Below are 23,196 nucleotides of genomic sequence, written 5' to 3'. Positions count from 1 at the left end.
CAGCCGTGCTGGGAGGCGCATCACATTTTCCTCGTCTAAGTGCGCCAACTCCGTTAGACTGCGCCTCTATTCTTTCCCCTTTGCTCTGCTCCCCGGGGAAATCGTTGTTTTCTCTATAGGCCCGGATCCTGTGAGATGGCATCGGCTCAGCAGAGGAGCCCCACCACGATCTTTGGCGCCCCTATCCCTAGCAGGTAACTATGAGTTTTACTTCCCTCGGTCTGGCCGAACCCTTGTTGCGTGCCGTTGCCGAGCAAGGCTACGACACCCCGTCTCCCATCCAGCAACAAGCGATCCCGGCGGTACTGGCTGGCCGTGATCTGATGGCCGCCGCCCAGACCGGGACCGGCAAGACCGCAGGTTTCACCCTGCCGATGCTGCAGCGTCTGACTGAAAGCAAGCGCAAGGTCTCCCCGAATCGCATCCGTGCCCTGGTGCTGACCCCGACCCGCGAGCTGGCCGCCCAGGTGGGCGAGAGCGTGCGCAACTACGGCAAACACCTGCCGATCCGCAGCCACGTGGTATTTGGCGGCGTGAGCATCAACCCCCAGATGATGGCGACCCGCCGTGGTCTGGACGTGCTGGTGGCCTGCCCGGGCCGCCTGATGGATCTCTACAACCAGAACGCCGTCAAGTTCGATGAAGTGGAGATCCTGGTACTGGACGAAGCGGATCGCATGCTCGACATGGGCTTTATCCGCGACATCCGCCGCATCCTGGCCCTGCTGCCGAAGAAGCGCCAGAACCTGCTCTTCTCCGCCACCTTCGCCGACGAAATTCGCGAGCTGGCCACCGGTCTGCTGGACAACCCGGCGGTGATCGAAGTGACCCCGCGCAACAGCACCGCCGAGCGCATCGAGCAGCTGGTACACCCCTGCGACAAGGCCAACAAGATTGCCCTGCTGAGTCACCTGGTCACCAGCAACGACTGGCAGCAGGTGCTGGTGTTCACCCGTACCAAGCACATGGCCAACCGCGTTGCCGAGACCCTCGACAAGAACGGCGTCAGCGCCGCCGCCATCCACGGCAACAAGAGCCAGGGTGCCCGTACCCGCGCCCTTGCCGGTTTCAAGGATGGCAGCGTCAAGGTGCTGGTGGCGACCGACATCGCCGCCCGTGGCCTGGACATCGACAAACTGCCCCAGGTGGTCAACTTCGAGCTGCCGAACGTGGCGGAAGATTACGTGCACCGTATCGGCCGTACCGGCCGTGCTGGCGCCGCTGGTCACGCCATCTCCCTGGTGGCCGCCGATGAGGGCAAGCTCATCAAGGCCATCGAGCGGCTGACCAAGCAGAACATTCCGTGCGAGCAGGTGGCCGGTTTTGAAGCCTCCCGCGAGACCCTCGACAACATCGCCCGTGGCATCGGCGCGCCGCTTCGCAAAGAGCCGCGGGATCCGAGCGAGCAGCGCCGTGCGCCGCGTCCGCAAGGTCAGGGCCAGCGTCAGGGTGCCGGTCGTTCTGCCAACGGTGGCAATGGCGGCGGTAACCGCTCCGGCAACGGTGGCAAGCCCAAGCCCCAGGGCGGTCAGCGTCCGGAAGGCGGCGCCGCCAAACCGGCCCAGGCCCGTCGTCCGCGCCGCGCCAGCCACAACCAGTAAGCGGTCAGGGAGCCAGGCTCCCCCACTGTTCGGTTGATACAAAAAGCCCCGCCAATCTGGCGCAATGCTGTTCACTTAAGCGGAGCCGCATTGCGATTTACCGGAAAACGGGTCTTTGATATCTTCACCGCCCTGGGTCTCGATGGCCTGGGGCGTTTTTCTATGAACATGACGCCTATGCAGCCCCGCAACTCCGCCAACCTCCGTGGCGTATGGGCTGGCGATAACGCGCCCGCCATCACTGCCATCTGGTTCGCGATGAACTGACAGGCAAACTTAAAGCTCACCTCATTGGGCGCTCGCTGATGGGCTATGGCGGCCTGGCTGGCCTCCCGCCTGACCAGATTGTATCCAAGCAGCAATCCCCACAGCTCCTGATAGACCAAGTCCACTTTCTTGCTTCTCAGCGTGATGGCGTTGTGCTGCATCGCGCTTTTGATATCCCGGTATCCCAGCTCGATTTCCCAGCGCTCGTGGTACAGGGTCGCCACCTGAGCTGCACTGAATCGCGCCACGGGCAGGGAGGTAAAGACCGTTTTCTCCTTGCCTGCCACCTCATAGGTCACTGCGCGAACTTGCCAGTGTGTCGGCAACGCCGGGTTTTTCTTGCGAGCCTGAGGCGAGACCGTCATTTGCAACAGACGGTCACCGTCGCCATAGCGCTCAAGTTCCGTGTATACCAGCCCCTTGCGTTCCGGGATGAGCCAGTGACGGTCGGTGTCTTCGGCCTGAATACGCAGCAACAGGTCGGCACCGAAGAAGCCTTTATCCAGCAGGGTCACTGACTTGTCCGGCAATGAGTGAATGAACTCGCTGGCCAGGGGGATTTCCCCTTTGCGGTACGGGCTGATGGCCGCGTTGGCAATGACATGCGAGCGGACATTCATGAGCGTGACCAACCGCAGCATCGGGTAGGGTGTCTGCCGGTTGGTTGAGGTGTTACCCGAGCCGAAATGTGCTCTGAGTTCAGGCATATCCTGGGTTCGGAACAGGGCCCCATCGATGGCAAAGACCTGTAAACCGTGCCAATGGTCTTCAGGATAACGTTCCCGCCCCCACACATCGGCGCACTGTTTGAACAGCCACTCGAGCGGCTGTTTGCCGAGTCGCTGACGGGCCTGAGACAGGGCACTGTCCGCGAGCAAGGCATCATTGGCCAACCCTTCTGCACAGATGTTGAGGCGCCGAGCGACCTCGGAGATGGGCTCATTGCGGAAAAAGGCCATCCCCACGACGAGCCACAAGACCATATCAGAAGGTAAGCGGCGTCGGCGGATAGTGGCCTTTTCAGACAAGGCGGCAGCGGCAGTAATCCATTCGTCGGGAATATGGTCGGCAAAAATGGCCAGCCGAGCCAGCATGTCGCCAGATGCCTCAACAACATCGTTCAGATCGTTTGCAATAGACATAAAAAATCCGGAACCAGTGATTGGTTCCGGATTGTCCTACAGCAGAAGGATCGGTCAATGGATCCTTAACTGATCAGCATTGCGCCAATCTGGCGGGGCTTTTTTGTCCTGGTAGACGCTATTCACCGTAGAGGCGGATCTCCAGCACATGGGTGATGGCCTCGCCGCTCCAGTGGTACTCCAGATGACGGGCGTGGTCCACCCGGCTGACCAGACGGGGGCGATAGAGCACGTGGCAGCCGTGACCGGGGTGGCGCACCGAGCGGTAGTGGATGCCGTCCGCCCCGGCAACCTTCTGCTCCCGGGCGAAGGCCTGGGCGGGGCCGTAATCGGTGGCGTGATAGAGGGGGCCTGGCAGAAACGCCGGGCCCGTGATGTCGATGAGGCTGGCGCTGAACTGCGCCTGGATCACTCGCATCTGCACCTTCTGGGCCGGCTCCCGGGTGTACCCGAAGATCCGCTCCCTGTGGTAGACCGTCTCCTTGATGCCGGTGTCGAGGGAGGGGGCACAATAGTAGCCGCCAAAGTCCCCCGTGGTGAAACGGCCACCCTCGGGATTGAGGTGGGTGAAGGCGGCCATCACATAGCTGCCGCCGGGCAGCCCCACCAGCCAGTCTTCCCTGGGCACCCGCATCAGCTCGCCCGCCTCTTCCCTCAGCCTGTCGTTGGTCAGGGCCTCGACGGCCCAGACCGCCTCCAGCTCGTCGGCGGTAGCGACGTCTTCATAGAGGCAGATGGGGGGAAAGCGGCTCGGGATGATGCGATAGGCGCAGGCATTGTGGAAGGTGCGCAAGGGCGGGGAGGACATCAGGCCATCTCCCCGCGCCAGGCGTGCAGCCGGGTGGCCACTTCGTAGAGATCGGCCACCCGCCCACCCTGCATGACCTCCATGGCGCTGCGCCCGGCGAAGAAGGGGTGGCTGTTGGGTTTGCGCACCCAGCCATAGATGCTCTCATCCAGGCTGAACAGCAGCCGCAGGCTCTTGTGGATGTTGAGCAGATAGCTCATCCGCTCCTGGAGATCGGCGCTCAGCCGAATACCGCCGCTAGCCTCCTTGTACTTGTTCAGGGTGGAGCGGGAGGTAATGCCAAGCAGCCTGAGCTGTTCATCCGTGCTGCACTGCCATTTGTCCAGGATGCGAAACACCACGGGCAGGGCCTTGCTGGGATCGACGGCGGGCTGTTGCCGGGGAAGAGATGCGGTGGCGGCCATGTTGCCTCCCGGGTTGGCGTGCCAGACGGGCACGGGATCGTGGGTTGTCTGCTAAGCAGTGTAGGGCAGGGGCGCAGTCATGTACATATCTATACATGGTTGTACTCAAATGTTCATTGTTGGATGAGCTTCGCGAGGAGGGGCGCGGGTCGGCCAAGTGAGCCCGTGCCAATGAAACGCCCCGCCAACTGGGTTGGCGGGGCGTGTCTCTTTGCGGCGTTTCTGCTTGTCGGGTCGGGGAGATCAGAGGGCGGGCAGCAGCCCCATGCTGACGCTGACCTGCACCCCGACGATCAGTACCCCCATGGCACCGGCCAGACCCAGGGCCAGTACGCCGCCCGGGACGCGGTAGTGGTTTGCCTCGGCCTGCTTGCGGCTCTGCCACACCAAGGCCACTGGCAGCAGCACCGCCAGCACCGCCAGCGCAATGGCGGCGTAACCGAGCGCCATGATGAAGCCTTGCGGGAAGTAGAGGGCGAACAGCAGGGGCGGCACGAAGGTGATGAGGCCGGTCTGGGTGCGGCCCTGCCAGTTGTCCTTGCGACGGGTCACCTTGGCCATGAAGTCGAACAGTCCCAGGGTCACCCCGAGGAAGGAGGTGGCGAGCGCGAGATCCGCAAACAGATGCATCGCCTGGTTGAAGGCGGGCCAGCTCACCAGGCCGCCGACGTTGGCCAGCAGGCTGTCCAGGGCGCCGCCGGTCTGGATCAGGGATTGCTGGCCCAGCAGCCCCAGTATGGCGACCTGCCACAGTACGTAGAGCACGAGCGGCAAGGCGGAGCCCCACACGAAGACCCGGCGCAACTGCCTGGGGTTGTCCCCGAGGTAGAGCATGACGCTCGGGATGGAGCCGTGGAAGCCGAAGGAGGTGAAGATGACCGGCAGGCCCGCCAGCAGCAAGCCTTCCCCGAGGGGCATGGAGAGCAGGTGCTGCCCCTGGGCGCGGGGCAGCAGCAGCGCCAGCACCGCCACCATGATCACCAGCTTCACGGTGAACATCAGGCGGTTGAGGTAATCCACCTGCCTGGTGCCGACGCACACCATGCCGCCAAACAGCAGGGTAAAGACCCAGGCCGCCTGCTCCTGGCCGAGGGGCAGGCCGGCATCGGCCAGTGCCTGGGCCAGCAGGCTGCTGCCGCCGCTGATGTAGGCGGAGGCCAGGGCGTAGAACAGCATCAGGATGCAGAAGGAGGCGATGCCCTTGCCCCAGGGGCCGAGCAGGTGATCCGCCAGCTGGTGCAGGTACCACTTGCCGGTGCTGAGGCTGGCTTCCACCTGCAGCATGGCGGTGAAGGCCATCAGGGCCCAGAGGCCGATCATCAGCATCAGGGTGGCGGGGCCGCCCAGGGACGAGGAGGCCAGCGGCAGGGCCAGCATGCCGGCGCCTATGGTGGTGCCGGCAATCAACAGGGTACAACCCAGGGTCTTGGTATTCATGTCATCCATCCGAAAGTGAGGGGCGCTGTTGCAAACAAGAGAGAGCCAGTTGGCTGTGTCGGGAGACGCCTCCGGGGAAAAGCCGGAGGCTAGCAATATCGGAGTGGAGACATCGTTACGAACAGCCGCAGGTTGTAAAACAGGGTTGCCACGTTAGCCGATTAAAATATCGAAAACAAGCGGGAGTGAGCGAAGGTTCTACTGTGAAAGGCGCTTGTGTGGAAATAAATGATGACAGTTGTCTGGAGTGGATGGCGTAAAAACACGCAAAGGCGACCGTGGTCGCCTTCGGCACGTCCGTTTCGCGTCAGCGGCGGCGTTTGAGGGTACGGCTCACATAGTGCAGGCCGCTCTGGTAGTCGCCATTGACCGCCTTGAGGGCCAGCGTCAGGGCCTGGCTTGCCAGGGCGTCGTGCTGCTGGGGCAGGGAGTTGATGCCAAAGGGGAGGAAATCGAGCAGGCGGTCATCCCCGAAGGTAGCCATGGCGAGCTGGCTCATGTCGGCCTCCTGCTCCAGCAGGTAGTCGAGCACCCCCTCCATCAGGATGTAGGAGGTGGTGATCAGCGCCTCGGGCAGTTGGCCGAGCTGCTGATGGAGCGTCTTGATCAGGCGATACCCTTCGGTGCGCGAGAAGTGGGCCCCTTCACACAGGTGGCGGGTCGCACTGTGACTGGCAATCGCCTGTTCGAAGCCCGCTTTTCGCTCCTGGCTGATCGTCAGTTCCGGCAGTGCAGTGATCAAGGCGATATGACCGATGGCCGGGGTGAGCAGGGAGGCGGTGAGGTCCAGGCTCGCCTTCTGGTTTTCACTCGCCACGGTGACGAAGTGCTCGGTGGCCATGGCACGGTCGATGGCGAGGATCTGCACGCCCCGGGACTGCTGCTCCAGGTAGAAGGGATCCGCCGGGGGGAGGCAGCTTGCCACCAGGAGCGCGTCCACATGGCGGCTCACCAGCATCCGGGCCAGCTCCTTTTCGGTGTCCGGATCGTCCTCCGAGCAGACGATGAGCAACTGATATCCCTGGGTGCGGGCCCCTTGCTCCAGGCGCTTGGCGAGCTTGGCGTAACTGGCGTTTTCGAGGTCGGGCAGGATGAAGCCGAGGGTGCGGGTCTGGCCGCCGCGCAGGGAGGCGGCGCGGCTGTCCGGCTGATAGTTGTGGGCATGGACCACGGCCATCACCTTGTCGCGGGTTGCCTGGCTGATGCGGTATTGATCGGCCTTGCCATTGATCACATAGCTGGCGGTGGTGCGAGAGACACCGGCCAGCGCGGCGATTTCATCCAGTTTCATCATGTTGGCTCTGTTTGAGTTGCAAGGCCCGCGCCGGTTCCTGGTTGGGGCGCCGAAAAGTGTGCGCGGGATCATATCATTGAAACGTACTTTCTGCGGGATCTTGAACAATGCGCTGAAACGATTCAGTCTGAGTGTAAGTGAAACGATTCAGCTTGTCAGTAACGGATGATTATCTGCACTTGGAAATGGGTTCCGGCTCACCAAAGCGAGAGATCACCGTCTATTGTCAGCAGGCAAGTTACCCGAAAATCGAGTTGAGTTGCGCCGGTACGCCGCGAGGCGAAGCCGGACCTGATGGAGAATCTCTATGTTGAAGTTGGCGCGACAGCAAATCCTGTTGGGACAATCGGTGACGACCAAGGCGGACGCCATCGCCCTGCTGGCAAGCAAACTGACCGACGCCGGTCTGGTTGAAGCAGGTTACGTGGACGGCATGCTGGCGCGGGAAGCGCAGCACGCCACCTATCTTGGCAGCGGTATCGCCATTCCCCACGGCACCACGGACACCCGTCATCTGGTGAAGAGCACCGGTGTCATGGTGGCCCAGTTCCCCCACGGCATCGAGTGGGACGAGGGGCAGATTGCCTACGTCGCCATCGGCATCGCCGCCAAGTCCGACGAGCACCTGGGGATCTTGCGCCAGCTCACCCACGTGCTGGGTGACGAGCAGGCCGCAGCCCAGCTCAAGGGGGCGACCGACGAAGAGACCATCATCAATATCCTGACTGGCGCGACTGCCGCCAAAGAGGTGCAATACCTGACCCTGGCGGACTTCCCGGCCGACGACCAGGACCAGTTGCTGCTGGGGGCTGCGGCCCGCGCCAAATCCGCAGGCTGGGGAGACGCCGCCATGGTGAGCGCCCTCCTGGCCAGCCAGCCTGTTCACCTGGGGGAGGGCATCTGGCTGGCCCGTGCGCAAGCGGCCCAGACCGGTTGGGTGCTGGCCACCCCGAGCACCCCGCTGAACGTCGGTGAATTGCCGGTCAGCGCCCTGCTACTGCTGTGTGCCGCAGATAGCGGCCATCTGCCGCAACTCGAGAATCTGGCCAAGCTGGCCGCAGCCGGCCAGTTGGCCACCCTTTCTGGCAGCGACGGTCTGGCCATGTTGCAGGCGGGTCCGGCGAGCGGGCTGTCCGAGACCTTCACCATCATCAACCCCCACGGTCTGCATGCCCGTCCGGGCGCCATGCTGGTCAAGGTGGCCAAGGAGTATGAATCCGACATCCGCGTCGCCAACCTCGATGGCAGCGGTGAAGCCGTCTCTGCCAAGAGCCTGATGAAGGTGATCGGGCTTGGGGTCAAGTGCGGTCATCGTCTGGCGTTTCGCGCCGAAGGAGCGGATGCCGAAGCAGCCCTCAAGGGCATTGGCGAAGCCATTGCCGCCGGCTTGGGCGAGGGGGCGCACTGATGGACATCGTCACCATCACCCTTAATCCCGCGCTCGATCTCACCACCCGTCTGGAGGCCATGCACCCTGGCGAGGTCAATCTGGTGAGCGAGGCCAACTTGCGCGCCGCGGGCAAGGGGATCAACGTCGCCATGGTCTTGAAAGATCTCGGCCGTGACGTAGGCCTGACCGGCTGGCTCGGCGAGGGTAACCAGCAGAGCTTCGTCTCCCTGTTCGAGGAGCGTGCCCTTGCCGATCACTTCGTGCGCGTGGCGGGCGACACCCGGATCAACGTCAAGATCTCCGAACAATCCGGCCGGGTGACCGATCTCAATCTGCCGGGACTCGCGGTGCAGGAAGGCGATGTCAGCGCCCTGGAAGCGGCGCTGGAGCGACTGGCACCCCACACTGACTGGTTCGTGCTGGCGGGCAGCCTGCCCAAAGGGGTGGCCCCCGATTACTGCGGCCATCTGATCCGTCTGCTCAAGGCCAAGGGCAAGCAGGTGATCTTCGATTGCAGCGGCGCGGCGTTGAGCGAAGGGATCAAGGCGGCGCCGACCCTGGTCAAACCCAACCTGGAAGAGCTGAGCCAGTGGGCGGGTCGCCCCGTGAAGACCCTGAGCGAGCAGGCCGAGTGCGCCCGCGCGCTGCAGGCCAGCGGGATCCCCAACGTGGTGATCTCCAATGGTGCCGACGGCCTCATCTGGTTTGCACCGGATGCCACCTGGCAGGCGATTCCGCCGCGCATGGAGGTGGTCAGCACCGTGGGTGCCGGCGACTCCCTGGTGGCGGGCCTGGTCCATGGCATGAGCCTGGACTGGACGCCGGAGCAGACCCTGCGGCTGGCCACCGCCGTCTCGGCACTGGCGGTGAGCCAGGTCGCGGTCGGCTTCAACGATATCAATGTGCTCAAACCGTTACTCGAGCAGGTGCGCGTACAGCGTCTGGATGATCTGGCACCGACTCAACCCCAACCCCATTTGATGGCTAACTCAGGAGATGCCCAATGAAAGCAATTCTGGTTACGGCTTGCCCGGCGGGCATTGCCACTAGCTTTCTCGCTGCAAAACGGATAGAACAGCAGGCCAAACTGGCTGGCTGGGAGCTCACCCTCGACGTCGACTCCAGCGTGCAGCCCCGTCAGGTTCCCTCGAAAGAGCTGATTGCCGCCGCCGACCTGGTGCTGGTCGTTGCCAGCGCACCGGTGGATCTGGCCGCCTATGATGGCAAGTCGCTCTATCGGGGCGACATGGATCTGGCGCTCCAGGATCCCGCTGCCCTGCTGGACGCCGCGCGAAGCGGTGCCAGCGTCTATCGCCATGAGGCGACGCCTGTGGTTGCCAAACCGGCCAGCGGTGCCAAGCGCATCGTGGCGGTGACGGCCTGCCCGACCGGGGTGGCCCACACCTTCATGTCGGCCGAGGCCCTGGAGACCATGGCCAAGCAGCTGGGTCACCAGATCCGCGTCGAGACCCAGGGATCGGTCGGTGCCCAGAATGCCTTGACGGCGGACGAGATTGCCGCCGCCGATCTGGTGTTCCTCGCCACTGACATCGAGGTGGACATGGCGCGCTTTGACGGCAAGCCGGTCTATCGCACCAGCACGGGGGCTGCCCTGAAGAAAACCCGGGCCGAGCTCGACAAGGCCTGGACCGAGGCGAAGGTCTATCGCCACAGCGGCGCGGCTGCGGTCAAGAAAGAGGAAAAGGCGGGCCCCTACAAGCACCTGCTGACCGGTGTCTCCTTCATGCTGCCCATGGTGGTAGCGGGGGGCCTTATCATCGCGCTCTCCTTCATCTTCGGCATTGAAGCGTTCAAGGAAGAGGGGACGCTGGCCGCGGCCCTGATGAAGATCGGTGGCGGCTCCGCCTTCGCCCTGATGATCCCGGTGCTGGCAGGCTACATCGCCTACTCCATCGCCGACCGTCCGGGTCTGGCGCCCGGCATGATCGCCGGTATGCTGGCAAGCTCGCTCGGCGCCGGTTTCCTTGGCGGCATCGTCGGCGGCTTCCTCGCCGGTTACAGCGCCAAGTTCCTGAGCGACAAGGTGCGCCTGCCGGTCACCCTGGAAGCCCTCAAGCCCATCCTCATCATTCCGCTCTTTGCCAGCCTGTTCACCGGTCTGGTGATGATCTACGTGGTGGGTGGCCCGGTGGCGGGCATCATGAATGCCATGACCGAGTTCCTCAACAACATGGGCTCTGCCAACGCCGTGCTGCTGGGTGTCATCATCGGCGCCATGATGTGCTTCGACATGGGTGGCCCGGTCAACAAGGCGGCTTATGCCTTCGGTGTCGGCCTGCTCGCCTCCAAGACCTATGCCCCCATGGCAGCGGTCATGGCCGCCGGCATGGTGCCTGCACTGGGGATGGGGATCGCGACCTTCCTGGCCAGCAGAAAGTTCATCAAGGCGGAGCAGGAGGCGGGCAAGGCCTCCTTCGTGCTGGGTCTGTGCTTCATCTCCGAGGGGGCCATCCCGTTTGCCGCCAAGGACCCCATGCGCGTCATCCCGGCCTGCATGGCGGGCGGTGCCCTGACCGGTGCGCTCTCCATGCTGTTCGGCTGCGAGCTGGTGGCACCCCACGGTGGTCTGTTCGTGCTCTTCATCCCGAACGCCATCAGCCATGTGATGATGTACATCCTGGCGATCGCGGCCGGTTCTCTGGTGACCGGGGTGGCCTACGCCATGCTCAAGCGTGGCGAGGAGCAGGCCAAGCTGGCGACCGCCTGAGGGCGTCACGGCGTGACACACTCTTAATGACAAGGCGGCCCTGGGGCCGCCTTTCTTGTTGGGGGGAGGGGCAACGTGGGATTTAAAAATCCCAGCCCGGCGGGGGCGGCGGATCGGCCGCCTCTGCGGCCTGCGCCTTGCGGCGAGCGGCCTCGACCCTGGCCTTGCGGCTGCGGCACAGGCGCATCACCTCCTGCTGCTGGGCAGGGGTCATGGCAAGCCAGTTGAAACGCTCCTCGCGACTTCGCAGGCATCCCTTGCAATACCCCTTGTTGTTCAGTTCGCAGACCCCGACACAGGGGCTCTGGAGCGGGAAGATTTCGAGCTGTTCCATCCATGACCTCTCACACCTTGTCACCTTGTTATAACCCAGAAGATCACGGCAGGAGAAATCCGTCGTCGGGGGCGTGAAGGCGTTTGCTTTCCCCGGGCAATTTTGGCATCTTCCCCGCCGTGCAAGACACTCGGTGTTATATGAGGACATATGAATAGACATGCGTACTGGTTGGCCGCCGCCGTGGTGGGGCTGGCCGGTTGTGCGGGCAATCCTGAACCGGTCAAGGTGCCCCAGAAGAAGGCGGAATCCGGATGTTTTCTGAACTGCGAGATCCCTGAGAATCTGGGCAAGCAGTATCTGGATGGTGCCCTGCCGGGGGATCTGGTGCGGGTGGAGCGGGTCAACAGCCGCGTCCGCGCCGATTACAGCAAGTTCGGTCCCCAGAGCCGGCTGGTGATGGAACGCTCCGGCCGCATGGCGAGCCGCTATGGGGAGCTCTACCGTCAACTCTCACGCTGGGTCGCCAATGGGGGCAATCCCGCCCATATCACCCAGTACGGCATCAGCCTGGCGCAGCTTGGCGGTGCCGACCGCATGGGCAACGTGCTTTTCACCGGTTACTACTCGCCGGTGCTGGAAGTGCGCCATCGCCCGGACGCCCAGTACAAGTATCCCATCTATGCCATGCCCAACTGCGGCGACCGCTGCCCGAGCCGGGCCGAGATCCACCGGGGGGCGCTGGCCAACCGGGGGCTGGAGCTGGGCTACAGCAAGTCCCTCATCGACAACTTCCTGATGGACGTGCAGGGTTCCGGGTTCGTTCACTACGGCGATGACGACCGGTTGCAGTACCTCGGTTACAGCGGCAAGAACGGCCACGGCTATGTCAGCATTGGCCGGGTGCTCATCGACCGTGGCGAAGTGCCCAAGGAGCAGATGTCCATGAAGGCCATCAAGGAGTGGGCCAATCGTCAGCCGGAAGAGAGCGTGAAGGAGCTGGTGGAGCAGAACCCCTCCTATGTCTTCTTCGAGCGCCGTCCCACCAATGACGTGGTGGGGGCCGCCGGCATTCCGCTCTTGCCCATGGCGGCGGTGGCTGCCGACAAGACCCTGCTGCCCATGGGCACCCCCATCCTCGCGGAAGTGCCGCTGCTGGACAAAGCAGGCAACTGGACCGGCAAGCACCAGCTGCGGCTGCTGATTGCGCTGGATGTGGGGGGCGCGGTGAAGAAGGGCCACCTCGATCTCTACCACGGTATGGGTGAGAAGGCCGGTGTCGCGGCCGGTCACTATAAGCACTTTGGCCGGGTCTGGAAGCTGGGTCTGCACCACGGGCCGACCGCCGCCCCCTGGTTGTAACGCAAGAGGGTCATGGCCCCTCATTTAAGAGACGGGACATTCCCATGAAAAAAGCCGCCGGAGCAATCCGGCGGCTTTTTGTTTGCGGGGCAGATCTGGCGATAAGGGCCGTCAGCCCTTTCGGATATCGAGCTTGATGGCGCCCACCGGCTGACAGCAGCAGGGGAGGCACTCCCCCTGGGAGACAAAGGCGAGCGGGACGGCGGCGTAGTGCACCTTGCCCGCCAGCAGCGGGGTGCGGCAGGCGCCGCAATAGCCGCTGCGGCACTGGAATTCCACGTGATGGCCGTGGCGCTCCAGGGTCTCCAGCACGCTTTCGCCGGGATGGGGGTGCAGCACACCGTCCAGGGTCTGTACCTGGAGGGCTTGCCCCTCCGACGCCGTGGTGGCGGAATGCAGGGGCGCGTTCAGGGTGGCGGTGGCGTCACTCACGGACGTCACTCTCCCGCATCATGGTCTGCCAGCAGAGGTTGCCTTGCATCACAGCTCGAAGTCACCCAGATCGTCGGCGTGCACTTCACTGTCGATCTGACCCACCAGATAGGAGCTCACTTCCACTTCCTGGGGCGCCACCTGCACGTTGTCGGAGGAGAGCCAGGTGTTGATCCAGGGGATGGGGTTCTGCTTGGTGCCGGCAAAGGCCGGTTGCAGGCCGACGGCCGCCATGCGCAGGTTGGTGATGTATTCCACGTACTGGCAGAGGATGTCCTTGTTCAGGCCGATCATGGAGCCGTCCTGGAACAGGTATTCGGCCCACTCCTTCTCCTGCAGGGCCGCTTCCTTGAACAGCTCGAAGCAGGCCTGCTCGCACTCGACGGCGATCTCCGCCATGTCGGGGTCGTCGTTGCCGCTGCGCATCAGGTTCAGCATGTGCTGGGTGCCGGTCAGGTGCAGCGCTTCGTCACGGGCGATCATCTTGATGATCTTGGCGTTGCCCTCCATCAGCTCGCGCTCGGCGAAGGCGAAGGAGCAGGCGAAGCTCACGTAGAAGCGGATTGCTTCGAGGGCGTTGACGCTCATCAGGCACAGGTAGAGCTTCTTCTTGAGCTCCCGCAGGCTGATGGTGACTTCGCGATCCCCGATCCGGTGGGTTCCCTCACCGTGCAGGTGATAGACGGAGGTGGCCTCGATGAGATCGTCATAGAAGTGGCTGATTGAGCCGGCGCGCTTCAAGATCTGCTCGTTGGTCACGATGTCGTCGAACACCTGGCCCGGGTTGTTGACGATGTTGCGGATGATGTGGGTGTAGGAGCGAGAGTGGATGGTCTCGGAGAAGGCCCAGGTCTCGATCCAGGTCTCCAGCTCCGGAATGGAGACCAGGGGCAGCAGGGCCACGTTGGGGCTGCGGCCCTGAATGGAATCCAGCAGGGTCTGGTACTTCAGGTTGGAGATGAAGATGTGCTGCTCGTGGGGCGGCAGAGCCTGGAAGTCGATGCGGTCGTGGGAGACATCCACCTCTTCCGGGCGCCAGAAGAAGGAGAGCTGCTTCTCGATCAGCCGCTCGAAGATGTCGTGCTTTTGCTGATCATAACGAGCCACGTTGACCGACTGGCCGAAGAACATCGGCTCCTTGAGCTGATCGTTTTGGGTCTGGCAAAAAGTAGAGTAAGCCATGGTTCGAATGCCGTGAAATAGGGAAAACAGGAGGGCGGGAGCTTGATGCTCCCGCCCGGTTTATCAGTGCGTTTCGCGGTTAGATCTTGCAAGCCCCGCCAGCGCAGCCGTCATCTTGCAGATCGGTCTGGGTGTCGTCGGCACCATCACGGGTGTTGTGATAGTAGAGGGTCTTGAGACCGTATTTGTAGGCGGTCAGCAAGTCTTTGAGCAACTGCTTCATCGGCACCTTGTTGCCTTCGAAGCGGGCAGGGTCGTAGTTGGTGTTGGCGGAGATCGCCTGATCCACGAACTTCTGCATGATGCCGACCAGCTGCAGGTAACCGTCGACGCTCGGCTGTTTCCACAGCAGTTCGTACTGATCCTTCAGGCGGTGATACTCCGGCACCACCTGCTTGAGGATGCCATCCTTGGAGGCTTTCACCGACACCAGGCCGCGGGGCGGCTCGATGCCGTTGGTGGCGTTGGAGATCTGGCTGGAGGTCTCGCTCGGCATCAGGGCGGTCAGGGTGGAGTTGCGCAAACCCACGGTCTTGATCTCTTCGCGCAAGGTTTCCCAGTCCAGGTGCAGGGGTTCATTGCACAGAGTGTCCAGATCCTTTTTATAGGTATCGATAGGCAGGATACCCTGGGCATAGGTGGTCTCGTTGAAGGCCGGGCAGGGGCCGAACTCGCGGGCCAGTTGCACGGAGGCCTTCAGCAGGTAGTACTGGATCGCCTCGAAGGTGCGGTGGGTCAGGGCCAGACCGGAACCGTCGGAGTAGCGGGCACCGTTTTTCGCCAGGTAGTAGGCGTAGTTGATGACGCCGATACCCAAGGTGCGGCGGTTCATGCTGCCCTTCTTGGCTGCCTTGAGCGGGTAGTCCTGATAGTCGAGCAGGGCGTCCAGAGCGCGCACGGCCAGCTCGGCCATCTCTTCCAGATCTTCCAGCTTCTCGATGGCGCCCAGGTTGAAGGCGGAGAGAGTGCACAGGGCAATTTCGCCGTCCTCGTCATCCACGTTGTTGAGCGGCTTGGTGGGCAGCGCAATCTCGAGGCAGAGGTTGGACTGGCGTACCGGCGCCACGCTCGGATCGAACGGGCTGTGGGTGTTGCAGTGATCCACGTTCTGGATGTAGATGCGGCCGGTACCTGCGCGCTCCTGCATCATCAGGGAGAAGAGATCCACCGCCTTCAGGGTCTTCTTGCGAATGGCCGGATCCTGCTCGTACTTGACGTAGAGCGCTTCGAACTTGTCCTGGTCCGCGAAGAAGGCGTCATAGAGACCTGGTGCATCGGACGGGGAGAACAGGGTGATGTCACCGCCCTTGATGAGGCGCTGGTACATCAGCTTGTTGATCTGCACGCCGTAGTCCATGTGACGGACCCGGTTCTCTTCCACGCCGCGGTTGTTCTTCAGTACCAGCAGGCTCTCCACCTCGGTGTGCCACAGCGGGTAGAAGAGGGTGGCCGCACCGCCGCGCACGCCGCCCTGGGAGCAGCACTTCACCGCAGTCTGGAAGTATTTGTAGAAGGGGATGCAGCCGGTGTGGAAGGCTTCGCCGCCACGGATGGGGCTGCCCAGACCACGGATGCGGCCGGCGTTGATGCCGATGCCGGCGCGCTGGGACACGTAGCGCACGATGGCGCTGGCGGTGGCATTGATGGAATCCAGGCTGTCGTCACACTCGATCAGCACGCAGGAGCTGAACTGGCGAGTCGGGGTGCGCACGCCGCTCATGATCGGGGTCGGCAGGGAGATCTTGAAGGTCGAGACCGCATCATAGAAGCGCTTGATGTAGTCCAGACGAGTATCTTTCGGATACTTGGAGAAGAGGCAGGCCGCTACCAGGATGTAGAGGAACTGCGGGCTCTCGTAGATCTCGCCGGTGACGCGGTTCTGTACCAGGTACTTGCCTTCGAGCTGCTTGACCGCCGCGTAGGAGAAGTCCATGTCGCGCCAGTGATCGAGGTAGCCGTTCAGCTCCTCAAATTCCGCCTGGGTGTAGTCTTCCAGCAGGTGCTTGTCGTACTTGCCCATGTCCACCAGTCTGGCGACGTGCTGATACAGGTGGGGCGGCTCGAACTGGCCGTAGGCCTTCTTGCGCAGGTGGAAGATGGCCAGACGGGCAGCCATGTACTGGTAGTCCGGGCTTTGCTCGGAGATGAGGTCAGCAGCAGCCTTGATGATGGTCTCGTGGATGTCGGCGGTACGGATACCGTCATAGAACTGGATGTGGGACTTGAGCTCCACCTGGGAGACCGACACGTTGTCGAGCTTCTCGGCAGCCCAGTCGAGCACACGGTGAATTTTATCCAGATCGATGGGTTCTTTGTGTCCGTTACGCTTCGTCACAAACAAGTTCATTGGCTGATGACCCCTTTCATTGATACCTGCCGGTATCGGTTGATTCCCGAAAAGCCATCGCACAATGGCGCAACCCGGCTCCGTCTGTCGAGGGAAACTGGGCAGGGATTGTGCGATGAATCACAAGATGTAGTGTTATTTTTAATGCGAACTACAAGATAGTGAGGTCGATGCGGTAATGCAATCTGTGGATAACGCATTAGCTGTGGATAAATTGTGGGTGTCGGGACGGGAGTTAGTGGACGCTCACAGCGAACGGGTTTTCATCCGTCCGATCCGTCAAATGCAAGTCCGGAGATCGAAGATGGAAAATTAAAATAACTTTTTTTGCTTGCGAAAGCAGGGTGTTTTTACTAGCAAATCCGGCCTGCTCATCCCTTGTGCAGTCAGGGTCAAAAGGTGTCCTGTTACGCCGTTCGGGGGGTTGCCAAGCCCGTAAAAAGAGGGATCGTCCGGGATCCCTCTGGTGCGCTGCTGGGGGAGCTGCGCGCCGGGGCAGATGCCCACATGGCCATCGGGACAACATCAAAGTTGCCCCGCAGATCCACCTCTATCCGGATGCCTTGTCGGTCATGGGCAATGAACGTGTCAGCTCAGTTCGTAACGCAGCCAGTGGTGCAGGGCCTGCACGGTATCAAAGTGAAGATCGGCGCCCCAGAGGGCCGGATCCTCGTCATCATTGAGATAACCCCAGCCAGCCACTGCGGTACGCATGCCGGCATTGCGGCCGGCCTCGATGTCGCGCACGTGATCCCCCACATAGAGACACTGGCTCGCCGCGATGCCGAGGCGCTCGCAGGCAAAGAACATGGGGGCTGGGTCGGGCTTGCGCACCGGCAGGGTGTCGGCGCTCACCGTCACGCCGCAACTGGCGAGTTCAGGCAGGGCTGCCAGGAGCGGTTCGGTGAGAAAGCCCGGCTTGTTGGTGACAATGCCCCAGGGCAGCTTTTTCTCGTCGAGCCACTCGATGAGATCCACCATGCCTTCATAGGGGCGGGTGCCGACGCAGAGGTTGGCGGCGTAGTAGTCGAGCAGGGCGGTGCGAAGGCGGGTGGCCCCCAGCTCCTCCAGCAGCTCGTCCCCAAGACCTGCCCTGAGCAGCCCGAGGGCCCCGTGGGAGGTGGTCTGACGGATGATGTCCTCAGAGAGCGGGGCAAAGCCTTCGCTTATCAGCACGTGATTGACGGCGGCGCCAAGGTCTGGGGCGGTGTCGAGCAGGGTGCCGTCCAGATCAAACAGCACGCAGCCAAGGGGCATCGGGTGAGGTGTGCTCATCAGCCTTGCTCCGGGCGCTCGAACGCCACCATGTAGTTGACGTCGACATTCTTGCCGAGCTTGAAGCTGTTGGAGAGCGGGGCGTAGTGAACGCCGCTCATGTCCCGCACCAGGAGGCCCGCCGCTTCCCCCATGCGACACAGTTCGGCGGGGGTGATGAACTTCTTGTGATCGTGAGTGCCCTTGGGGACCATCTTCATCAGGTACTCGGCCCCGAGGATCATCATCAGATAGGCTTTGGGGTTGCGGTTGATGGTGGAGACGAACACCTTTCCCCCCGGCCGTACCAGGGTGGCGATGGCGCGCAGCACCGAGGCCGGGTCCGGCACGTGCTCCAGCATCTCCATGCAGGTAACCACGTCATACTGGCCAGGCGCTTCATCGGCGTGGGCTTCGGCGGTGATCTGGCGGTACTCGAGCTCCACACCTTGTTCCAGCGCGTGGAGGCGGGCGACGCCGAGGGGTTCCTTGCCCATGTCGATGCCGGTGACCCGGGCCCCCCGGCGGGCCATGCTCTCGGAGAGGATGCCGCCACCGCAGCCGATGTCGAGCACGCGCTTGCCAAACAGGCCGCCGCTCTTGTCGGTGATCCAGTCAAGGCGCACCGGGTTGATTTGATGCAGCGGCTTGAATTCGCCCTCCATGTCCCACCAGCGGGAGGCGATGGCTTCAAATTTGGCGATTTCTGTCAGATCGACATTGGCATCACTATTCATGTTTTGATGATCCTGTGGCAAGGCGCGCAGCGGGCTGGGCGCGCGCAATCTATTGTCCTGGCGCGCATTATAACGGACCGACCTCGTCGCACCAGCCCGATGTGCTCATCGGATTTGTGGCTTAATGTATTTGGCTCAGTGTGTTACCATGTCGCGCTGTTTAAGCCAAAGAACAACTAATTAGGGATTAAGGCTTTCTATGAGCGATCTGGCCAGAGAGATCACGCCGGTCAACATCGAAGAAGAGCTCAAGAGTTCCTATCTGGATTACGCCATGAGCGTGATCGTAGGACGAGCTCTGCCGGATGTGCGTGATGGCTTGAAACCGGTTCACCGCCGCGTTCTGTATGCAATGAACGAGCTGGGGAACGACTGGAACAAGCCCTATAAAAAATCGGCCCGTGTGGTCGGTGACGTAATCGGTAAATATCACCCGCATGGCGACATCGCCGTGTATGACACCATCGTCCGGATGGCGCAGGATTTCTCCATGCGCTACATGCTGGTCGACGGTCAGGGCAACTTCGGTTCGGTGGACGGCGACAACGCCGCGGCCATGCGTTACACCGAAGTGCGGATGGCGCGCATCTCCCACGAGCTGCTGGCCGATCTGGACAAAGAGACCGTGGACTGGGTGCCGAACTACGACGGCACCGAGATGATCCCGGCTGTCATGCCCACCAAGGTCCCCACCTTGCTGGTCAACGGCTCCTCCGGTATCGCGGTGGGCATGGCGACCAACATCCCGCCTCACAACCTCACCGAGATTGTCAACGGTTGCCTGGCGCTGATCGAAAACGGCGACCTCACCATTGACGAGCTGATGACCCATGTCACCGGCCCGGATTTCCCCACCGGCGGCATCATCAACGGCCGTTCCGGCATCGTGCAGGCGTACCGTACCGGTCGCGGCTCCGTCTATGTGCGGGCCAAGGCTGAAGTGGAGGTGGACGAGAAGACCAGTCGCGAGACCATCATCGTCCACGAGATCCCCTATCAGGTGAACAAGGCTCGCCTGATCGAGAAGATCGCCGAGCTGGTCAAAGAGAAGAAAATCGAGGGCATCAGCGCCCTGCGCGATGAGTCCGACAAGGACGGCATGCGCATCGTCATCGAGATCAAGCGCGGCGAGTCCGGCGAGATTGTGCTGAACAATCTCTACAAGCACACCCAGATGCAGACCACGTTCGGCATCAACATGGTGGCGCTGGACAACAACCAGCCCAAGGTGATGAACCTCAAAGAGATCCTGGATGCCTTCCTGCTGCACCGCCGTGAAGTGGTGACTCGCCGGACCGTGTTCGAGCTGCGCAAGGCGCGGGATCGGGCGCACATCCTGGAAGGGTTGGCGGTGGCATTGGCCAACATCGACCCCATCATCGAGCTCATTCGCCACAGTGCGACCCCGGCGGATGCGAAAGCCGCCCTGGTAGCCAAGGGCTGGGAGCTCGGCAACGTGGCCGCCATGCTGGAAAAAGCGGGCGACGACGCGGCTCGCCCCGAGTGGCTGGAGCCTGAGTTCGGCATCCGTGAAGGGCAGTACTTCCTGACCGAGATCCAGGCCCAGGCCATCCTTGACCTGCGTCTGCACAAGCTGACCGGCCTCGAGCACGAGAAGATCCTGGAAGAGTACCAATCTCTGCTGGATCTCATCGCCGAGCTGCTGCACATCCTGGCAAGCCCGGAACGCCTGATGGAAGTGATCCGTGACGAACTGCTGGCCGTGCGCGAGCAGTACGGCGACGAGCGTCGCACCGAGATCAGCATGTCCAGTGCCGAGATCAACATCGAAGATCTGATCACCCCGGAAGACGTGGTCGTTACCTTGTCTCACCAGGGATATGTGAAGTATCAGCCGCTCTCCGACTACGAGGCCCAACGCCGCGGTGGTCGTGGCAAGTCGGCCACCCGGATCAAGGAAGAGGACTTTGTGGAGCGTCTGCTGGTGGCCAACACCCACGACACCATTCTGTGCTTCTCCACCCGTGGCAAGGTCTACTGGCTCAAGGTGTATCAGCTGCCGGAAGCGTCCCGTGGCGCCCGCGGTCGTCCGATCATCAACCTGCTGCCGCTGGATGAGGGTGAGCGCATCACCGCCATCCTGCCGGTGAAAGAATATGACGCCGACAAGTATGTCTTCTTCGCCACCGCCAACGGCACCGTGAAGAAGACCAGCCTGTCCGACTTCAGCCGTCCGCTCTCCTCCGGTATCCGTGCCATCAACCTCAAAGAGGGTGATGAGCTGATCGGGGTGGACATCACCGATGGCAGCAACGAGATCATGCTCTTCTCCGATGCGGGCAAGGTGGTTCGCTTCGCGGAAGGCAGCGGTCGCGCCGATGCCGATGCCACTGACGAAGTCGACACCGACGACGACGCCGGCAACGATGATGATGGCAGTGACAACGGCGAAGGCACCGAAAGCAAGGGTACCTTCAAGGGCGTACGTCCCATGGGTCGTACCGCTGCTGGCGTGCGTGGCATCAAGCTGGGCGCCGGTGACAAGGTGGTCTCCCTCATCGTGCCCCGTGGTGATGGTGCCATCCTCACCGCCACCGAGAACGGTTACGGCAAGCGCACCGCGCTGGACGAGTACCCGACCAAGAGCCGTGGTACCCAGGGCGTCATCTCCATCAAGGTGGACGAGCGCAACGGCAAGGTGATCGATGCGATCCAGGTCGAAGATACCGACCAGATCATGCTGATCACCAACGGCGGTACCCTGGTTCGTACCCGGGTGTCCGAGGTGAGCGTCATCGGCCGCAACACCGGGGGTGTGCGTCTGATCCGTACCGGTGAAGACGAGACCGTGGTCGGCCTGCAGCGTGTTGCCGAGAGCGACGAAGAGGAAACCGAGGCCCTGGCTGTTGAAGGGGAGGTGTCTGAAGGCACCGACACCGCAGCGGACGCTGGCGCCGTCGATACCGGAGAGGCGAGCGACGAGTAATCGTCCCCCTTTGTCCGGTGCAAAAGAGCGACCTTGATGGTCGCTCTTTTTTTGTCCGCCTCACCGCAGGCTCTCCCCGTCCTTGTGCTTGCCCTGGCGCTCTCTTCTCTGGTGCCCGGCTCCGTCTGCCGTGCATGCAGCCCTGCCTGCCACGGCGTCATCTTCCTGATATGCAGGGTTGACCCCATCGCATCAACACGATTCCTTCACTCGGCTGTCATGGCCCTGTCATGACTGCCAGCCATGCTGCCTGCGTTGAATGAGGCCACCACAGAGGCAGGCATCGCTTGCCAGGAGCACTGTTATGACGAGCTGGGTAATGTGGGAGATCTGGTGGAGCCGGATGTGGGGAGGGCAGGAGAAGGCGCGCCTTAGGGTGGATGAGGAGGAGGTGGCGCACGAGCCATCACGCCTGCCTGCGGAGCTGATTGCACAGCGCCATCCAGCGGGGAGCTGCCCGCCGAGACCACGGGGCTGACGGCGCTCAGAACAGACGCAACTGCTCGCCCGGGCGGATGAAGGCGGCTGTATTGAGTGCTACATGGCGCTTGCCCAGTTGCAGCCGCCTGCTGATCAGGCGAAAGCGCTGGGCGAGCAGGTCGGCAAACTGTCCTTCACCTCGCATGCGGCTGCCAAAGGTGGCGCTGTTGAGTGCGCCACCCCGGCTCGCCCGCAGCTGGTTGAGGATCGCCTCTTTCTGGCCGGGATAGTGCGTATCGAGCCAGTCGCAAAAGAGGGTGGTGAGCTCGTGGGGCAATCTCAGCAAGATGTAATCCGCACAGCCCGCCCCGGCGTCGACGGCGGCCTTGATGATCTGTTCCAGTTCCGGCTCGTTGAGCCTGGGGATCATGGGGGCCGCCAGCACCCCGACCGGCACACCGGCCTTGGCCAGTCGTTCGATCACCTTGATCCGACCAACCCCCGTGCTGGCCCTGGGCTCCAGCTGTCGCCTCAGCGTGTCATTGAGGGTGGTGACCGACACCATCACCTGGCATAACCCTTCTCGGGCCAGCTCGGTCAGCAGATCGAGGTCGCGCAGGATCATGGCGCTCTTGGTGATGAGCCCTACCGGATGGCGATGAGCCAGCATCACCGTCAGGAGTTCACGAGTCAGGCGATAGTGGTGCTCGATGGGTTGATAGGGATCGGTATTGGCCCCCAGCACGATGGTTTGTGGCTGATAGGCTGGCTTGGCAAACTCCCGTCGCAGCAGCTCGGCAGCATTGATTTTGGCAAACAGCTTGCTCTCGAAATCCAGCCCGGGGGAGAGCTCAAGGTAGGCGTGGCTGGGTCTGGCATAGCAGTAGATGCAGCCATGCTCGCACCCCTGATAGGGATTGATGGAGCGACCGAAGGGAAGATCCGGCGAATCGTTGTAGCTGATAATGCTGCGGGCGCTGATCTCCGTCACCTCGGTGCGGGGAGCGCTGGCGGCAAATGCCGCGTCCCAGTCGCTCTGACTCCAGCCGTCGTCAACGGTTTCGATTTGCGGGCCGCTGAAGCGGTGCTCGACATTGTGGTTCGCGCCTCGTCCTGCCATCACATCACCAATTCACTGTTTATATATACAGTTATTTTGCTGTGTAGCCC

The 23,196-nt window shown here is 62.3% G+C and carries 19 protein-coding genes; 7 read left to right on the top strand and 12 right to left on the bottom strand.

The window, feature by feature from the left end; all coding sequences use genetic code 11:
• Positions 1-200 precede the first annotated feature (200 nt).
• A complete protein-coding gene (locus C2U47_RS21640) occupies positions 201-1,601 on the top strand; it encodes a DEAD/DEAH box helicase (RefSeq protein ID WP_010674827.1) in 1,401 nt (466 codons plus the stop codon).
• A 71-nt stretch (positions 1,602-1,672) separates the two neighbouring features.
• Here C2U47_RS21640 and C2U47_RS21635 read toward each other — a convergent pair whose 3' ends face one another.
• The 5 genes from C2U47_RS21635 to cra form a co-directional block, all read right to left on the bottom strand.
• Positions 1,673-3,010, bottom strand: coding sequence for an IS4-like element ISAeme15 family transposase (locus C2U47_RS21635; RefSeq protein ID WP_103261422.1), 1,338 nt, complete (start codon positions 3,008-3,010; stop codon positions 1,673-1,675).
• A 118-nt stretch (positions 3,011-3,128) separates the two neighbouring features.
• The gene (locus tag C2U47_RS21630) at positions 3,129-3,818 is read right to left on the bottom strand and encodes an RES family NAD+ phosphorylase (protein ID WP_043155504.1); all 690 of its coding nucleotides are present in this window, start codon (positions 3,816-3,818) and stop codon (positions 3,129-3,131) included.
• The gene (locus C2U47_RS21625) at positions 3,818-4,222 is read right to left on the bottom strand and encodes an antitoxin Xre-like helix-turn-helix domain-containing protein (RefSeq protein WP_039040750.1); all 405 of its coding nucleotides are present in this window, start codon (positions 4,220-4,222) and stop codon (positions 3,818-3,820) included. Before C2U47_RS21625 ends, C2U47_RS21630 begins: the two co-directional genes overlap by 1 nt.
• A 243-nt stretch (positions 4,223-4,465) precedes the next feature.
• On the bottom strand, positions 4,466-5,659 hold the full coding sequence (locus tag C2U47_RS21620) for an aromatic amino acid transport family protein (protein ID WP_039040751.1): 1,194 nt from the start codon (positions 5,657-5,659) through the stop codon (positions 4,466-4,468).
• 307 nt (positions 5,660-5,966) lie between these two features.
• Positions 5,967-6,953 carry a catabolite repressor/activator gene (gene cra / locus C2U47_RS21615; RefSeq protein ID WP_010674823.1) on the bottom strand — a complete coding sequence of 329 codons (987 nt, stop codon included), beginning with the start codon at positions 6,951-6,953 and terminating at the stop codon, positions 5,967-5,969.
• Positions 6,954-7,260: 307 nt separating this feature from the next.
• Here cra and fruB point away from each other — a divergent pair, with 307 nt between their 5' ends.
• Genes fruB through fruA form a run of 3 tightly spaced genes read left to right on the top strand, consistent with a single transcriptional unit; the run spans position 7,261 to position 11,071 of the window.
• A complete protein-coding gene (gene fruB / locus C2U47_RS21610; protein ID WP_010674822.1) occupies positions 7,261-8,361 on the top strand; it encodes a fused PTS fructose transporter subunit IIA/HPr protein in 1,101 nt (366 codons plus the stop codon).
• On the top strand, positions 8,361-9,350 hold the full coding sequence (pfkB, locus tag C2U47_RS21605; protein WP_010674821.1) for a 1-phosphofructokinase: 990 nt from the start codon (positions 8,361-8,363) through the stop codon (positions 9,348-9,350). The genes fruB and pfkB overlap by 1 nt, the downstream gene beginning before the upstream one ends.
• Positions 9,347-11,071 (top strand): PTS fructose transporter subunit IIBC, encoded by a 1,725-nt coding sequence (fruA, locus tag C2U47_RS21600; RefSeq protein ID WP_010674820.1) that lies wholly within the window; start codon positions 9,347-9,349, stop codon positions 11,069-11,071. Before pfkB ends, fruA begins: the two co-directional genes overlap by 4 nt.
• 82 nt (positions 11,072-11,153) lie before the next feature.
• On the opposite strand, the gene C2U47_RS21595 is transcribed toward fruA, so the two are convergent.
• Complete coding sequence (locus tag C2U47_RS21595; protein ID WP_039040754.1) at positions 11,154-11,405, bottom strand: DUF1289 domain-containing protein; 252 nt, start codon at positions 11,403-11,405, stop codon at positions 11,154-11,156.
• A gap of 150 nt (positions 11,406-11,555) precedes the next feature.
• Between C2U47_RS21595 and mltA the strand changes: the two genes are divergently transcribed.
• Positions 11,556-12,707 carry a murein transglycosylase A gene (gene mltA / locus C2U47_RS21590; RefSeq protein WP_041211455.1) on the top strand — a complete coding sequence of 384 codons (1,152 nt, stop codon included), beginning with the start codon at positions 11,556-11,558 and terminating at the stop codon, positions 12,705-12,707.
• Positions 12,708-12,818: 111 nt separating this feature from the next.
• Here mltA and yfaE read toward each other — a convergent pair whose 3' ends face one another.
• The 5 genes from yfaE to ubiG all read right to left on the bottom strand — a co-directional run bounded on the left by yfaE (position 12,819) and on the right by ubiG (position 18,659).
• Positions 12,819-13,139, bottom strand: a complete 321-nt coding sequence (gene yfaE / locus C2U47_RS21585; RefSeq protein WP_041211579.1) for a class I ribonucleotide reductase maintenance protein YfaE — start codon at positions 13,137-13,139, stop codon at positions 12,819-12,821.
• Positions 13,140-13,187: 48 nt separating this feature from the next.
• On the bottom strand, positions 13,188-14,321 hold the full coding sequence (nrdB, locus tag C2U47_RS21580) for a class Ia ribonucleoside-diphosphate reductase subunit beta (RefSeq protein WP_010674816.1): 1,134 nt from the start codon (positions 14,319-14,321) through the stop codon (positions 13,188-13,190).
• A 79-nt stretch (positions 14,322-14,400) separates the two neighbouring features.
• Positions 14,401-16,668, bottom strand: coding sequence for a class 1a ribonucleoside-diphosphate reductase subunit alpha (gene nrdA, locus C2U47_RS21575; RefSeq protein WP_010674815.1), 2,268 nt, complete (start codon positions 16,666-16,668; stop codon positions 14,401-14,403).
• Positions 16,669-17,256: 588 nt separating this feature from the next.
• Positions 17,257-17,943 carry an HAD family hydrolase gene (locus tag C2U47_RS21570; protein WP_041211454.1) on the bottom strand — a complete coding sequence of 229 codons (687 nt, stop codon included), beginning with the start codon at positions 17,941-17,943 and terminating at the stop codon, positions 17,257-17,259.
• Entirely contained in the window at positions 17,943-18,659 is a 717-nt protein-coding gene (ubiG, locus tag C2U47_RS21565) for a bifunctional 2-polyprenyl-6-hydroxyphenol methylase/3-demethylubiquinol 3-O-methyltransferase UbiG (RefSeq protein ID WP_041211453.1), read from the bottom strand. Before ubiG ends, C2U47_RS21570 begins: the two co-directional genes overlap by 1 nt.
• A gap of 199 nt (positions 18,660-18,858) precedes the next feature.
• Here ubiG and gyrA point away from each other — a divergent pair, with 199 nt between their 5' ends.
• Positions 18,859-21,606, top strand: coding sequence for a DNA topoisomerase (ATP-hydrolyzing) subunit A (gene gyrA / locus C2U47_RS21560; RefSeq protein ID WP_103261895.1), 2,748 nt, complete (start codon positions 18,859-18,861; stop codon positions 21,604-21,606).
• 304 nt (positions 21,607-21,910) lie between these two features.
• Positions 21,911-22,084 (top strand): hypothetical protein, encoded by a 174-nt coding sequence (locus C2U47_RS23125; protein WP_164882096.1) that lies wholly within the window; start codon positions 21,911-21,913, stop codon positions 22,082-22,084.
• A 6-nt stretch (positions 22,085-22,090) separates the two neighbouring features.
• Here the strand turns inward: C2U47_RS23125 and C2U47_RS21555 are convergent, their stop codons facing one another.
• On the bottom strand, positions 22,091-23,146 hold the full coding sequence (locus C2U47_RS21555) for a PA0069 family radical SAM protein (RefSeq protein WP_103261894.1): 1,056 nt from the start codon (positions 23,144-23,146) through the stop codon (positions 22,091-22,093).
• Positions 23,147-23,196: the final 50 nt, after the last annotated feature.

This window comes from Aeromonas sp. ASNIH7 (assembly GCF_002903485.1).
Lineage (GTDB): Bacteria > Pseudomonadota > Gammaproteobacteria > Enterobacterales > Aeromonadaceae > Aeromonas > Aeromonas caviae.
The sequence above is the reverse complement of the archived record's forward strand: the minus strand, read 5'-3'. Positions and strand labels throughout refer to the sequence as shown.

What these genes read in the sequence shown, in the direction of transcription:
- C2U47_RS21625 (WP_039040750.1), bottom strand. Translation starts at nt 4,222, where the DNA reads ATGGCCGCCACCGCATCTCTTCCCCGGCAACAGCCCGCCGTCGATCCC.
- mltA (WP_041211455.1), top strand. Translation starts at nt 11,556, where the DNA reads ATGAATAGACATGCGTACTGGTTGGCCGCCGCCGTGGTGGGGCTGGCC.
- C2U47_RS21630 (WP_043155504.1), bottom strand. Translation starts at nt 3,818, where the DNA reads ATGTCCTCCCCGCCCTTGCGCACCTTCCACAATGCCTGCGCCTATCGC.
- C2U47_RS21555 (WP_103261894.1), bottom strand. Translation starts at nt 23,146, where the DNA reads ATGGCAGGACGAGGCGCGAACCACAATGTCGAGCACCGCTTCAGCGGC.
- nrdB (WP_010674816.1), bottom strand. Translation starts at nt 14,321, where the DNA reads ATGGCTTACTCTACTTTTTGCCAGACCCAAAACGATCAGCTCAAGGAG.
- fruA (WP_010674820.1), top strand. Translation starts at nt 9,347, where the DNA reads ATGAAAGCAATTCTGGTTACGGCTTGCCCGGCGGGCATTGCCACTAGC.
- C2U47_RS21570 (WP_041211454.1), bottom strand. Translation starts at nt 17,943, where the DNA reads ATGAGCACACCTCACCCGATGCCCCTTGGCTGCGTGCTGTTTGATCTG.
- cra (WP_010674823.1), bottom strand. Translation starts at nt 6,953, where the DNA reads ATGATGAAACTGGATGAAATCGCCGCGCTGGCCGGTGTCTCTCGCACC.
- gyrA (WP_103261895.1), top strand. Translation starts at nt 18,859, where the DNA reads ATGAGCGATCTGGCCAGAGAGATCACGCCGGTCAACATCGAAGAAGAG.
- pfkB (WP_010674821.1), top strand. Translation starts at nt 8,361, where the DNA reads ATGGACATCGTCACCATCACCCTTAATCCCGCGCTCGATCTCACCACC.
- ubiG (WP_041211453.1), bottom strand. Translation starts at nt 18,659, where the DNA reads ATGAATAGTGATGCCAATGTCGATCTGACAGAAATCGCCAAATTTGAA.
- fruB (WP_010674822.1), top strand. Translation starts at nt 7,261, where the DNA reads ATGTTGAAGTTGGCGCGACAGCAAATCCTGTTGGGACAATCGGTGACG.
- C2U47_RS21620 (WP_039040751.1), bottom strand. Translation starts at nt 5,659, where the DNA reads ATGAATACCAAGACCCTGGGTTGTACCCTGTTGATTGCCGGCACCACC.
- C2U47_RS21595 (WP_039040754.1), bottom strand. Translation starts at nt 11,405, where the DNA reads ATGGAACAGCTCGAAATCTTCCCGCTCCAGAGCCCCTGTGTCGGGGTC.
- nrdA (WP_010674815.1), bottom strand. Translation starts at nt 16,668, where the DNA reads ATGAACTTGTTTGTGACGAAGCGTAACGGACACAAAGAACCCATCGAT.
- C2U47_RS21635 (WP_103261422.1), bottom strand. Translation starts at nt 3,010, where the DNA reads ATGTCTATTGCAAACGATCTGAACGATGTTGTTGAGGCATCTGGCGAC.
- C2U47_RS23125 (WP_164882096.1), top strand. Translation starts at nt 21,911, where the DNA reads ATGACGAGCTGGGTAATGTGGGAGATCTGGTGGAGCCGGATGTGGGGA.
- C2U47_RS21640 (WP_010674827.1), top strand. Translation starts at nt 201, where the DNA reads ATGAGTTTTACTTCCCTCGGTCTGGCCGAACCCTTGTTGCGTGCCGTT.